This window comes from Litoribacterium kuwaitense (assembly GCF_011058155.1).
Lineage (GTDB): Bacteria > Bacillota > Bacilli > Bacillales > DSM-28697 > Litoribacterium > Litoribacterium kuwaitense.
Genome location: NZ_JAALFC010000059.1, coordinates 1 through 12,976 on the forward strand (window position 1 = coordinate 1; position 12,976 = coordinate 12,976).

The 12,976-nt window shown below is 43.2% G+C and carries 11 protein-coding genes, 1 rRNA gene and 1 other annotated feature; all 12 genes read right to left on the reverse strand.

All coding sequences use genetic code 11. The annotated features are described in order from the left end of the window. Nucleotides 1-149: 149 nt before the first annotated feature. Nucleotides 150-374 (reverse strand) — a binding site (T-box leader). Nucleotides 375-440: 66 nt separating this feature from the next. The 12 genes from gltX to rrf all read right to left on the reverse strand — a co-directional run bounded on the left by gltX (nt 441) and on the right by rrf (nt 12,922). Beyond that, nucleotides 441-1,910 carry a glutamate--tRNA ligase gene (gltX, locus tag G4V62_RS17840; protein WP_165204825.1) on the reverse strand — a complete coding sequence of 490 codons (1,470 nt, stop codon included), beginning with the start codon at nt 1,908-1,910 and terminating at the stop codon, nt 441-443. Nucleotides 1,911-1,959: 49 nt separating this feature from the next. Next, nucleotides 1,960-2,433: a 2-C-methyl-D-erythritol 2,4-cyclodiphosphate synthase gene (gene ispF / locus G4V62_RS17845; RefSeq protein ID WP_165204827.1), complete on the reverse strand. Its 474-nt coding sequence runs from the start codon at nt 2,431-2,433 to the stop codon at nt 1,960-1,962. Continuing rightward, nucleotides 2,430-3,116, reverse strand: coding sequence for a 2-C-methyl-D-erythritol 4-phosphate cytidylyltransferase (gene ispD / locus G4V62_RS17850; protein WP_165204829.1), 687 nt, complete (start codon nt 3,114-3,116; stop codon nt 2,430-2,432). The genes ispF and ispD overlap by 4 nt, the downstream gene beginning before the upstream one ends. A gap of 161 nt (nt 3,117-3,277) precedes the next feature. Then, nucleotides 3,278-4,393, reverse strand: a complete 1,116-nt coding sequence (locus G4V62_RS17855; protein WP_165204831.1) for a PIN/TRAM domain-containing protein — start codon at nt 4,391-4,393, stop codon at nt 3,278-3,280. A gap of 202 nt (nt 4,394-4,595) precedes the next feature. Further along, nucleotides 4,596-5,666: a DNA integrity scanning diadenylate cyclase DisA gene (gene disA / locus G4V62_RS17860; RefSeq protein WP_165204833.1), complete on the reverse strand. Its 1,071-nt coding sequence runs from the start codon at nt 5,664-5,666 to the stop codon at nt 4,596-4,598. A gap of 1 nt (nt 5,667) precedes the next feature. Further along, nucleotides 5,668-7,044: a DNA repair protein RadA gene (gene radA, locus G4V62_RS17865; RefSeq protein ID WP_165204835.1), complete on the reverse strand. Its 1,377-nt coding sequence runs from the start codon at nt 7,042-7,044 to the stop codon at nt 5,668-5,670. Nucleotides 7,045-7,228: 184 nt separating this feature from the next. Next, entirely contained in the window at nt 7,229-9,670 is a 2,442-nt protein-coding gene (gene clpC, locus G4V62_RS17870) for an ATP-dependent protease ATP-binding subunit ClpC (protein WP_165204837.1), read from the reverse strand. 18 nt (nt 9,671-9,688) lie between these two features. After that, the gene (gene mcsB, locus G4V62_RS17875) at nt 9,689-10,762 is read right to left on the reverse strand and encodes a protein-arginine kinase McsB (RefSeq protein WP_165204839.1); all 1,074 of its coding nucleotides are present in this window, start codon (nt 10,760-10,762) and stop codon (nt 9,689-9,691) included. Between the two features lie 3 nt (nt 10,763-10,765). Then, nucleotides 10,766-11,305 carry a protein-arginine kinase activator protein McsA gene (mcsA, locus tag G4V62_RS17880; RefSeq protein WP_165204841.1) on the reverse strand — a complete coding sequence of 180 codons (540 nt, stop codon included), beginning with the start codon at nt 11,303-11,305 and terminating at the stop codon, nt 10,766-10,768. 13 nt (nt 11,306-11,318) lie between these two features. Then, nucleotides 11,319-11,786: a CtsR family transcriptional regulator gene (locus G4V62_RS17885; protein WP_165204843.1), complete on the reverse strand. Its 468-nt coding sequence runs from the start codon at nt 11,784-11,786 to the stop codon at nt 11,319-11,321. Nucleotides 11,787-12,017: 231 nt separating this feature from the next. After that, nucleotides 12,018-12,653 carry an MgtC/SapB family protein gene (locus G4V62_RS17890; protein ID WP_376768327.1) on the reverse strand — a complete coding sequence of 212 codons (636 nt, stop codon included), beginning with the start codon at nt 12,651-12,653 and terminating at the stop codon, nt 12,018-12,020. A 154-nt stretch (nt 12,654-12,807) separates the two neighbouring features. Continuing rightward, nucleotides 12,808-12,922, reverse strand: a 5S ribosomal RNA gene (rrf, locus tag G4V62_RS17895). Nucleotides 12,923-12,976: the final 54 nt, after the last annotated feature.

Here is a 12,976-nt window from a genome sequence, read left to right on the forward strand (position 1 = left end):
CTCTCTTGTTTTCGACAACTCAAGTGTAGTAAAGATATAGGAGCTTGTGTGTATTTTTTTGTTCTTTTTTTCGTAAACCCCAACAAATATTGTAGAGCCAGAAATATTGTCCTATAACAAAAAAAGCGCTTCTGCGTCATATCCTATGACACAGAGGCGCTTTTGCTACGCGGTTCCACTCTGTTTGGCCGGAAACAGAACCGACCCACTTTCCTTATAACGGCAAGGGCACCGTCTTTTTCTACTACACTTTTAGTGCTTCGAAAAAGCTCTCTAAGGGGCAATGATTTACCAGTCAATGAGCCCTTCCCACCAAAGCAGACTCTCTCTGAAATTGACTTCGGCCAACCACATGTCCTTATCAACGATGTATGTGTATTATAAGAGCTACAAATGAGCTCCCTCTTCATCTAAAGTTACATTACATTATATTATATCATTTACATCGAGGAAATAAGCTCATTTAATCGGTGTACAGCCGTTTCCCGTCCTAATAAATGGATAGACTCAGGTAATTCAGGACCGTGCGTCTGACCAGTCACAGCCACTCGAATCGGCATAAACAGTTTCTTTCCTTTATGACCAGTCGTCTTTTGCACGCGTTTAATCGCTGCTTTAATTTCAGCTGGCGCAAAATCCTCTAATGATGTGAGTTCCTCTTTAAATGCTTGCATCACTTCAGGAACTTGCTCACCGCTCAATACGTCCTTTGCCTCATCATCATACTGCAATTCCTTTTGGAAAAACAACTGACTGACATCAACAATTTCAGCACCATAACTTAATTGGTTTTGATACAAAGCAATTAGCTCTCGCGCCCATTGCTGCGTTTCATTGTCCATTTCTTCCGGGAGCAAGCCTGCCTTAATTAAATGTGGCAGTGTCTTTTGCACAACCGTTTCAAAGTCTGCGTTCTTCATATACTGATTATTCATCCAGGCTAGCTTTTGTGTATCAAAGACAGCAGGAGATGTCGAGAGGCGGGCAGGATCAAAAATATCAATAAGCTCTTCTCGGGTAAACAGTTCCTCTTCTCCTTGTGGTGACCAGCCTAAGAGTGTAATAAAGTTAAAGAGTGCTTCAGGAAGATAACCGAGTGCATCGTATTGCTCGATAAATTGGATAATGGACTCATCCCGTTTACTCAGCTTTTTACGATTTTCGTTAACGATCAGGGTCATATGGCCAAATATAGGCACATCCCAACCTAATGCATTGTAAAGCATGATTTGTTTCGGTGTATTTGAGATATGATCATCACCCCGTAAAACGTGCGAAATTTCCATGAGATGATCGTCCACAGCGACCGCAAAGTTATACGTTGGTCCACCACTTTTCTTCCCAATGACAAAATCACCGATTCCATCCGTTTCAAAAGTGACTTCGTCCTTGACCAAGTCTTTAAAACGGATAACTTCACCCTCCGGCACTTTAAAGCGGATGCTCGGCTGCCGGCCTTCTTTTTCATGTGCGTGCCGGTCTTCTTCCGTTAGATGGCGGCATTTCCCTGAATAACGCGGCATTTCATTTCTTGCTCTTTGCGCCTCTCTCTCTTGCTCCAACTCTTCTTCTGTACAATAACAATAGTATGCATGACCATTGTTTAATAGCGTCTCGTAGTATTCTTTATAAATATCATCACGCTCTGATTGTCGATACGGTCCGTATTTCCCAGGCTTATCGATTCCTTCATCCCAGTCGATTCCAAGCCATTTTAAATAGGCGAGCTGGTTTTCTTCTCCACCCTCCACGTTTCTTTTGATATCGGTATCTTCGATGCGAATAACGAACTCACCATTTTGGCTACGGGCAAATAAATAGTTAAACAATGCTGTTCTCGCATTCCCGATATGCAAATGACCTGTTGGGCTTGGTGCATAGCGCACACGTACTCTGCTTTCATTACTCAAAAGATCCACCCTCTTTATATCAATTTTAACGAGTCATATAGACTCTGAACTATTTAGTAAGCAATAACACAGCCGCTTGTGCAGCAATGCCTTCCTCTCGACCGACAAACCCGAGCTTCTCTGTTGTCGTTGCCTTTACATTTATACAGGATGAATCACAATTTAACAAGTTGGCTATAGAGGTATTCATCTCGTTTATGTAAGGTGCTAATTTTGGTTTTTGACAAATCACCGTGAGGTCCGCATTTCCTAATGTAAAACCTTTCTTTTGAACAATTTCATACACCTCTTGAAGGAGCTTAGAAGAATCAGCATCTTTATACGCTGGATCTGTGTCAGGAAAGTGCCGCCCGATATCCCCTTCTCCAACCGCTCCTAATAACGCATCTGACAGGGCGTGCAGCAATACATCTGCATCAGAATGCCCCGCTAACCCAAGGTGATAGGGAACACGAACCCCTCCTAATAGTAACGGTCGCCCTTCTTGAAAGCGATGGACGTCAAAGCCTTGTCCAATTCTCATGACTGCTCCTCCCTCATAAATGCTTCTGCGACAATTAAGTCTTCCTGTGTCGTAATTTTGATATTCCGGTAGCTTCCTTCTACTATCGACACCGGATATTGTATTCTTTCCACTAAACTCGCTTCATCTGTTCCTAGAAAACCGTCTTGCACAGCTTTATCGTGCGCCTCTAAGAGCACATCGCGAGAAAAAGCCTGCGGTGTCTGAATGGACCAAAGCCGCTCTCGATCCAAAGTTTCTGTAATGACACCGTCCGTCACGCTCTTCACGGTATCTTTCAAACGAACTGCCGCTACAGCAGCCTTCGTACGACTTGCCTCTTCGCAAAGACGACGAATGATCGACTTTGTCACAAACGGTCTCGCGCCATCATGCACTAAGACAATGCCCACGTGCTCATCTGTCGCTTTTAACCCGGCAGCTACACTATACTGCCTTTCAACCCCTCCTTGCACAAGGGTCACTTGGTGTAAAAGGTCGTGTGCCTGGAGGATCGATTGAATGTTTGGTTCTTCAGCTTGATCAATCACTAAAACGATCTGCTGACACAATGGATCAGCCGCAAATTGTTCGAGCGTCCAAACAATAAGCGGCTTATTGAAGAGAGGAATGAACTGTTTACTTAATGTTGTCTGCATTCGCTTGCCTTTTCCAGCGGCAGGAATTACAACCGTATATGTCATGACGATCGTCCTCATTTTTTAAAAGTGTGTTTCTGCGAGCAAAAGGAAATGGCTGGTGCCTCATTCTGGCGACCAGCCTTCCTATTCACGTCTCCATTCATATGGTTCGCCTAAGCCATATGATACCATAGAATCGACAAAATAGAGAGTCCGAAACAGACTTATAATGCCTTTTCCAACAGCTTCGGTTTTGCGAAAATCATGCGGCCCGCAGACGTTTGCAGCACACTCGTTACGAGCACTTCAATTCGTTTACCGATATAATGACTACCATCTTCGACCACAATCATCGTACCATCATCAAGGTATGCCACCCCTTGATTATGTTCTTTTCCATCTTTAATGACTTGCACGGTCATTTCTTCTCCAGGAAGAACAACGGGTTTTACAGCATTCGCGAGATCATTGATATTCAACACCGCAACATTTTGCAATTCGCATACCTTATTTAAATTAAAGTCGTTCGTCACGACAACTCCTGAAACTAATTTTGCCAACTTAATTAACTTACTGTCAACTTCTTGAATTTCCTCAAAATCGCCTTCGTAAATCTCTACTTTGATTTGTAATTCTTTTTGAATTTTATTTAAAATATCGAGTCCTCGTCTGCCACGATTTCTCTTTAATACATCGGATGAATCTGCAATATGCTGAAGCTCTTCCAGAACAAATTGAGGTATCACCAATGTCCCTTCCAAGAAGCCTGTTTTACAAATATCAGCAATACGTCCATCAATGATAACGCTCGTATCTAAAATCTTTAAGTCTGTCTTGTGTACATCTGCACTTGATTCCTCAACAGCCACTTTCTTTTTTGGGTTTGCAGACTTGGCGGAGGTGAAAAGCATATACAACTCATCACGCTTCTTATAACCGACACGAAACCCTAAATACCCTAACAAAAAAGTTAGCCAGAGCACACCCAGAGAGAATAGTAACGTCGTACCAAGCTGACTGCCAAGATCATGCAATGGTAATGCAATCATAAATGATACAAACAAACCGACCATTAGTCCAAGACTGCCAAAGAGTACATCAACAACCGGGGCACCTACAACCTTTTCTTCAAGCGCCTTAATTCCCGCAGCCATAGAACGGCTAAGACGGAAGGTTAATAAAAATGAAATAATAGCACCTAGGCACATCCCTAAATAAGGCGAATTCCACCAAACAAGCCCTTGTTCACCCGTTAGTTGATGCAAAAGAAAAGGATAATATAAAAAACCTAAACTTCCTCCGATAAAAACCCAAAAAATTCTTATGATATTCATTAACATTTCATCAATCACCTCCTTCATTATTATTGACAAAAGTTTCTATTTGAAACAGCGAATACAAAAAAGTTTGTGAAGGATTCTCATATTTTTTAAGCTTAGCACGATGTAAATTTTCTGTCAATTAACAATAAGATCAAATATTATAACATGTTGTCATGTTTTTTTCAACAAAACATTTTGGAAAGGCTTCCATTTTTACCTTTTACAATGATCGATCTAACATCACTTGCTCTCGCAAGCGCTCAAGCCCTTTGATAATATTTTTCGCCCGCACTTCTCCAATTCCTTCCACTTGTGTAAACTTTTCTTTGGGCATTTGGATAATTTGATTTAGGTCTTGAAAACGCCGGGCGATCGCACGCGCTGAAGCAGCGGGTAAGCGAGGAACTTTTAACAGAATGCGATACCCTCTTGGTGTAATCACTTTACTTCGATCCGGAACAGCTGGAAAATGCATAAGCTTCGCTAGCGCCTGCTCCATCATGAGCTGCGTTCGTTTACCCTCTTGCAATCGGTCCATAATGTGCTGCGCCTCAGTATCATGCGCATTACAATAATCTTGAATAAAGGCAATCACTTCTTTTTCAATAACCGATAAAAGCTCTTTTAATTGTAGACGTACTAATCTTCCTTCCTCACCTAACTCCATCACATACTCAGTCATTTCGTTTTTGATCTGCATTAGCATCTCAATGCGGTGTAACATGAGAAGTACGTCAGCGTAAGTCACCATTCCTTCAAATTCCAAAGCACTTAAATTGGTCATTGCCTGCTCAAGTACAACTTTATATTTTTCTAAAGTTTGCATCGCCTGATTTGCTTTTGTCAAAATGATGCCTATATCCCGCAAGACATATTTCTCTACGCCTTGATACAACGTAATCACTTGGCGGCGTTGAGATATGGCAATTACAAGCTTACCGGTTTCTATCGCCACCCGCTCAGCTGTCCGGTGACGCATACCGGTCTCTGATGTACCGATAGACGGAGCTGGGGAAAGTTGGGTGTTGGCGTAGAGAATGCGTCCACCATCATCTGTTAAAACAATGGCTCCATCCATCTTTGAGAGCTCATACAAAGCTGAAGGGGTAAACGCATAATCCATGCGGAATCCCCCATCCATAAGCCCTTTCATCGTGTCATTATAGCCTACGACGATCAGACCCCCAGTATTTGCTTTTAAGACATGATCTATTCCTTCTCGTAACGGCGTTCCTGGTGCAACAAAACTGAGCTTTCTTTTTAGCGAAGATGCACGTTCCTTAGATGTCAAATTATGCTCCTCCTAATGCGTGCTGCAACACCTCCTCTATCGTCTCCACCCCGACGATCTCAATGTTCTTTGGAGGTTGCCACCCGCTTAAATTTCTTGCTGGTAAAATAACGCGTTCAAAGCCTAACTTAGCAGCTTCCTGTACCCGTTGCTCAATTCGTGAGACACGACGAATTTCCCCCGTCAATCCGACCTCTCCGATCACAATATCACCGGCCCGACATTCACGATCACGGAAGCTTGATGCGATACTAATGGCTACAGCAAGGTCAATTGCCGGTTCATCCAACTTCACCCCACCAGCTACTTTTAAATAAGCGTCCTGATGCTGCAGCAGCATACCTGCTCGTTTTTCCAGGACAGCCATTATGAGAGACACACGATTATGATCAATACCTGTAGCCATCCGGCGAGGATTCCCAAAAGCCGTTGGAGAAATTAAAGCTTGAATCTCAACAAGCATTGGACGCGTACCTTCCATCGAAGCGACAACGGTCGAACCGGCAGACCCTTTGGACCGCTCCTCTAGGAAGATTTCCGAAGGGTTTTTGACTTCTGTCAGTCCTGCTTCCTTCATTTCAAAAATACCCATCTCATTCGTAGATCCAAAGCGGTTTTTGACAGCACGTAAAATTCGGTACGCGTGATGGCGTTCACCTTCAAAATAGAGAACTGCATCCACCATATGCTCCAACAGTCGCGGTCCGGCAATGGCGCCTTCCTTCGTCACATGACCAACGATAAACACAGCAATACCTTTTGTTTTTGCCAGCTTCATTAAGTCTGCGGTACATTCGCGAACTTGCGAAACGCTTCCTGGAGCAGATGTAATATCCTCTTGATACACCGTTTGAATGGAATCAATAATTAACACCCGCGGCTGCATCGCTTCAGCCGCCTGGAGAATGACCGATAAATTTGTCTCAGACATAATATATAGCTCTTCTTCATGAATATGCAGGCGATCCGCTCTTAATTTCGTTTGTTTTTCAGATTCTTCTCCCGACACGTACAAAACCTTTTCCTTTTGCTTTGCCGCTTGATTGGAAATTTGCAGCAGTAGTGTTGACTTTCCGATGCCTGGGTCTCCGCCAATTAAGACGAGGGAACCTGGTACAATTCCTCCGCCAAGCACCCTGTTCATTTCTTCCATATCTACGGAAAACCGGGGTTCCTGAGCAGTTTTTACCGACGCTATAGACGTTGGCGCTGCTGTCTTAGTTACGCTAGAAGAGCCGGTTTGCCATCCTCTTCTTTGTTTAGCTTCTCTAAACTCACTCAACGTATTCCACGCCTGACAAGCTGGACATTTTCCCATCCATTTTGCAGAAACGTAGCCGCATTCCTGGCAGACAAATTGATTCTTACTTTTGGCCATTTCATCACTCCTAAGTTTAGTTTGCCTTGGTTTTTTTAAGTTAAGTTATGGGGAAATTTTTGGGAGGAAACGATTGTGGGGGAATGAAGAAAAAGCTTGGTCATCAGTCTATACAAATGCTTGATGAGGCTACATTCAGTATAAATGAAAAGAGAAGCCCTCGAAAAGGACTTCCCTTGAATAATCATGTGGACGGTGTTGGCTTTTCAGTACGAACGACAAATTCGCCTTTTTCAACACCCAATGTAATTTTTTGACCTTTGGCAATCGTTCCTTTTAAGAGCTCTTCAGACAACCGATCTTCAACTTGTCGTTGTAAAGCTCTACGCAGTGGACGTGCCCCATACTCGAGGTCCATGCCTTCTTCAGCAATTTTCTCAAGCGCTGGCGCCGTCAACTTAAAGTCAATATCCTGCTCGCGCAGTCGTTCTTGAAGCTGCTTCGCCATTTTTGAAACGATTTCTTTAATATGTTCTTTTTTAAGAGAATGGAATACGATAATCTCGTCAATACGGTTTAAAAACTCTGGGCGGAATGAACGCTTTAATTCAGCCAAAACTTTATTTTTCATTTCTTTATAATCTTGGCCTTCTTCTTGAACATTAAACCCAACATACGCATTGCGCTTTAATTCGCTGGCACCGACGTTTGATGTCATAATGACAACCGTATTACGAAAATCGACAGATCGTCCTTTGGAATCCGTCAAGCGTCCGTCCTCTAGCACTTGAAGCAAAATATTAAAGACGTCTGGATGAGCCTTCTCTATTTCGTCGAGTAAAATGACTGAATAAGGCTTCTGGCGTACTTTTTCTGTTAACTGGCCGCCTTCCTCATGACCAACATACCCCGGTGGCGATCCGACAAGCCTTGACGTCGCATGTTTTTCCATATACTCAGACATATCAACACGAATCATGTTGTCTTCATCACCAAATAGTGATTCTGCCAAGGCTCTGGCGAGTTCTGTTTTCCCGACCCCTGTCGGACCAAGGAAAATAAACGAGCCAATGGGGCGCTTTGGATCTTTTAAACCGGCACGGGCACGACGAACTGCTTTTGATACAGCTTGAACGGCATCGTCTTGCCCTACGACGCGGCTATGCAGAATGTTTTCTAAGTTTAACAAGCGCTCAGTTTCTGCCTGTGCCATTTGTGATACTGGCACCCCAGTCCAACTCGATACGACAAGGGCAATGTCTTCAGTAGTGACTTCAGTGTTTTCCTGTCCTTGTTTTTCTTTCCAAGATTTTTTCGATCCTTCAAGCTCTTCACGAAGTCGCTGCTCAGTGTCACGTAAGGAGGCTGCTTTTTCGAACTCTTGGCTTTGGACAGCGGCGTCTTTTTCTTTACGAATCGCATCCAATTTCTGTTCAAGCTCTTTCATGTCTGGTGGCGCGGTATATGAGCGTAAGCGCACTTTTGCTGCTGCCTCATCGATGAGATCAATTGCTTTATCTGGTAAAAAACGATCTGAAATATATCGATCTGATAATGACACAGCTGATCCAATGGCTTCATCGGTGATTTTCACTCTGTGGTGTGCTTCGTAACGATCACGCAATCCTTGGAGGATTTGTACAGACTCTTCAGCTGAAGGTTCATTCACTTGAATTGGCTGGAAACGGCGCTCCAGTGCCGCATCTTTTTCAATGTATTTGCGATACTCGTCTAAGGTTGTTGCCCCAATACATTGGAGCTCACCACGGGCTAACGAAGGTTTAAGAATATTAGACGCATCGATGGCACCTTCTGCTCCTCCTGCACCGATCAGCGTATGAAGCTCATCAATAAACAGAATGATATTTCCCGCCTGACGAATCTCTTCCATCACTTTTTTCAAACGATCTTCAAATTCGCCTCGATATTTCGTTCCAGCAACAACCGTCCCCATATCAAGGGTCATCACTCGTTTATCCCGTAAAATTTCTGGCACTTCGTTTTGAATAATTTGCTGAGCCAACCCTTCAGCAATCGCGGTCTTCCCTACACCAGGCTCACCGATGAGCACAGGATTATTTTTTGTCCGACGGCTCAATACTTCAATAACACGTTGAATTTCTTTACTACGCCCAATTACTGGGTCCAGGTGGTCTTCTCTGGCAATTGAAGTGAGGTCGCGTGCCAAGCTATCCAACGTTGGTGTATTGGCACTCGCTGCTGCACCACTTTGCGTCGATCCTCCACTCTCATTGCTTCCGAGTAATTGTAAAACTTGCTGCCTCGCCTTATTCAAGCTGACACCTAAGTTATTCAGCACTCGTGCAGCCACACCTTCTCCTTCTCGAATAAGTCCAAGTAGAATATGCTCGGTACCGACATATGAATGACCAAGCTTACGTGCTTCGTCCATCGAAAGCTCAATCACTTTTTTAGCACGTGGTGTATAGTGAATTGTCTGTGAGGTGTCCTTGCCTACGCCAATTAAAGCTTCTACTTCTTTTTGAATTTTTTCCGGGCTCAAGCCTAAGGCTGCTAGTGCCTTCGCTGCAATACCTTCCCCCTCACGAACAAGACCTAATAAAATATGTTCTGTACCGATATTGTTATGGCCAAGTCTAACTGCTTCTTCTTGAGCAAGGGCGAGCACCTTTTGTGCCCTTTCTGTAAATCGTCCAAACATCATATAGGCTACCTCCCAGATCTAATTTGATTTCGATTCCAGCGTCAAACGTTCGCGAATTAAAGCAGCTCTTCGGATGTCTCGCTCTTTAGGTGCCAGTGCCTTTCCCGCGTATTGTTGAAGAAATCCTGGCTGCATTAATATCATAATTTCACTTAGAATACTTTGTGAAACCCCTTGAATAAAGGAGAAATCAATACCAAGTCTAACATCGGACAAACAATTTGCTGCTTCTTTGCTTTGAATGATTCTGCTATTTGCTAAAATTCCATACGAACGCCAAATTCGATCTTCTAACTCCACTCTGGAAGACTCTAACAGCGCATGACGAATTTCTCTTTCCTTATGGATAAGTTCATATACAACGCTTGTTAAATCTTCAACAATATCTTGTTCGGATCTCCCTAAAGTTAACTGATTGGAAACTTGAAATACACTTCCTTGCGCCTCTGACCCTTCGCCGTAAATGCCACGAACGGCAATACCTAGCTGATTTACAGCCGAAATAATTGCATTCATGCGACCAGTCATCACCAATGCAGGAAGATGAACCATCACCGACGCACGCATGCCCGTTCCAACATTCGTCGGACAAGCCGTCAAATAACCCTTTTGCTCATCAAATGCATAGTCTAAATGCTTTTCCAAGACGTCATCCATCTGATTTGCAGCAGACAAAGCCTCAACGACTTGAAGGCCGGGAAATAAGCATTGCAAACGAAAGTGATCTTCTTCGTTCACCATTAAACTTACATTTTCTTCATCCGACAATAGCACCGCTGCCGAATGTCTAGCATTCGCTAAGTGAGGTGAAATTAAATGCTTTTCAACGAGCACTCGCTTTTCAGTCTCATTCAGCTCATGCATTTTTAGCATTGCTAATTGACCAACATCACCAAACGAGTTCGGTACAATCTTCGCTTCTGCTTCTCGCAAAACCTTTTGTAAATTTCCTTCATCAGCAACGGTTGGAAAAGGGGAGCTTTGTAGATTTCGTGCAAAGCGAATGCGGGAACTCATTACGATATCGTCTTCCGGTCCACCGCGACGCACCCAAGGACTTAGTGCTTGCTGAATAAATTTTTCCAGGGACATGGATCACTCCTCCCCCTTCTGCAACTTTTCTTGCAATGAACGAATTTCATCTCTAAGTACAGCTGCTTTTTCAAACTCTTCTTGGTCAATCAACCGTTGCATTTGTGTTTTAAGCTTTTGGAGATCTCTTATTCTATTCAATTCTTTTCCGGCACGCTTTGGAACCTTTCCTGTATGCTCGACATTTCCTGCCTGGATACGGCGTAATATAGGATCTAATCTAGGTCCAAAGGTACTATAGCATGTGCTACAGCCAAATTTTCCTGTCTTCACAAACTCCGAAAAGCTTAACTGACAAGAAGGACAGATAGGCTCCTTCAGTTCTGAAGATGTACGGCTAGCTTGAGGGAAAAAAGCATTTTGTGCCTGCCCGAAAATACCGGAGAATAAATCTTGGATTGTGTAGCCCGCTTGAGACATCGGAGAATACTCTTCTTTTTCGGCCGCACACACTTCGCAAAGGTGCTGGACGCTTTTTTCTTGATTAACAATCTGCGTGAAATGTACGGTGGCGGGACGTTGCTGACAATTGTCACACTTCAAAAGGCTCCCTCCCCTATATCTTATATTTCAGCGTATTTAAAATAGAATATAATAGCCTACTGCGCAAAGAGTCACGTTGTTCGATCGGAATATCCAAAACCGCCCGGTCCATGAGCTTTAATAAGATCATACTTTCTCTCTTCGTAACTGCCCCTTCTTCATACAATCGAAGCAGCATATGTTCTGCAGGCGCTTGAGGAATTGGCTTATGATCAAGCAAATCTAACAGATGGTCAATTAAACGAGCATGATCGCCTGGCTTGACTTTCGTAATCCGGATGTATCCCCCGCCTCCACGCTTACTTTCAACGATATATCCCTTTTCCACTGTAAAACGTGTTTTAATCACATAATTAATTTGAGAGGGAACACATTGAAAACGATCTGCGATTTCATGACGTTTAATTTCTACAGCTTCAGCCTCACTTTGCTGAAAAACTTCCTTTAAATACTCCTCAATGATGTCCGAGATGTTTCGCATGCTAACCCCCCCTTCCATCGATCATATCAACTTTGACTTTCTTTGACTATACATATTATACAGTGCTGCTGAACTTGTTGGCAAGAAAGAACCTTTGGTTGTCATCTTTCATTCTAACCGTTCATTACATACTTATAACACTCGTCTGTCAAAATACTTCATGGACAGACTCAACAGTAGACACAGCATCTAATGCATGAATGTGTTGATCTGAAGAAGAGAATAACACCGTCAGCTGATATTCCTTGAGACGAGCTCGATCTCCGCGGTCAAAGCCGACTGAACTTTTCGTATGCACATTTCGAATATCCCCATACTTTCGACGATCTGTAACAGATCAGATAAATGCTGATCCTCTTTTGGTACGAGGATCCGAATGGTTTCTTCGCCTGTTTGCTTTAAAAAGAAGGCCTCAAGACGATTAAGGAACATTAAGCTCAATAATACGATTAGCGTAGCTAAAATAGCCAGCGTATATAGCCCCGCACCTACAGTTAAACCAAGACCAGCGACAACCCATATCGAAGCAGCTGTTGTTAAACCTCGTATCGTAGCACCTTGGACTAAAATTGTACCTGCACCTAAAAACCCTATTCCACTGACCACATAAGAAGGAATACGAGAAGGATCATATCGAACCTGAGTATCATATTCTTCCATAAAACCTTCAAAGCCAAATAAAGACAAAAGCATTAACATACAGGCACCCATACCAACTAAAATATGGGTACGAAAACCCGCGGATTTTTTGCTCGCCTCTCTTTCCAGGCCGACAAGCCCACTTAAAATTAACGCAATGAGCATACGAACAACCATAACTGGAAATTCATCGGGCAATTGAAAAAAGTTTAACCATTCATTACTCAAAACGTTCCCTCCAATATAGAAGCATACTTTTCTATTTTTATGAGTGTATGCCAAAACTTACTTTTCACATGTCTATCAACCTGTTGGCAACATATAGAAATATATAAAAATGTAAAAAAAAAGCTACGCATCATAAATGCGTAACTCTTGGTGAGCCTGGCAACGTCCTACTCTTGCAGGGGCGGACCCCAACTACCATCGGCGCTGGAGAGCTTAACTTCCGTGTTCGGCATGGGAACGGGTGTGTCCTCTCCGCTATCGCCACCAGACCTTATTAAAATGACAAGGATGATTGTATAACATTTCTTGCGAAATGTCAAGAG

Coding starts and splice junctions, on each gene's coding strand:
- ispF (WP_165204827.1), bottom strand. CDS start 2,433: ATGAGAATTGGACAAGGCTTTGACGTCCATCGCTTTCAAGAAGGGCGA.
- ispD (WP_165204829.1), bottom strand. CDS start 3,116: ATGACATATACGGTTGTAATTCCTGCCGCTGGAAAAGGCAAGCGAATG.
- G4V62_RS17855 (WP_165204831.1), bottom strand. CDS start 4,393: ATGTTAATGAATATCATAAGAATTTTTTGGGTTTTTATCGGAGGAAGT.
- radA (WP_165204835.1), bottom strand. CDS start 7,044: ATGGCCAAAAGTAAGAATCAATTTGTCTGCCAGGAATGCGGCTACGTT.
- clpC (WP_165204837.1), bottom strand. CDS start 9,670: ATGATGTTTGGACGATTTACAGAAAGGGCACAAAAGGTGCTCGCCCTT.
- mcsB (WP_165204839.1), bottom strand. CDS start 10,762: ATGTCCCTGGAAAAATTTATTCAGCAAGCACTAAGTCCTTGGGTGCGT.
- G4V62_RS17885 (WP_165204843.1), bottom strand. CDS start 11,786: ATGCGAAACATCTCGGACATCATTGAGGAGTATTTAAAGGAAGTTTTT.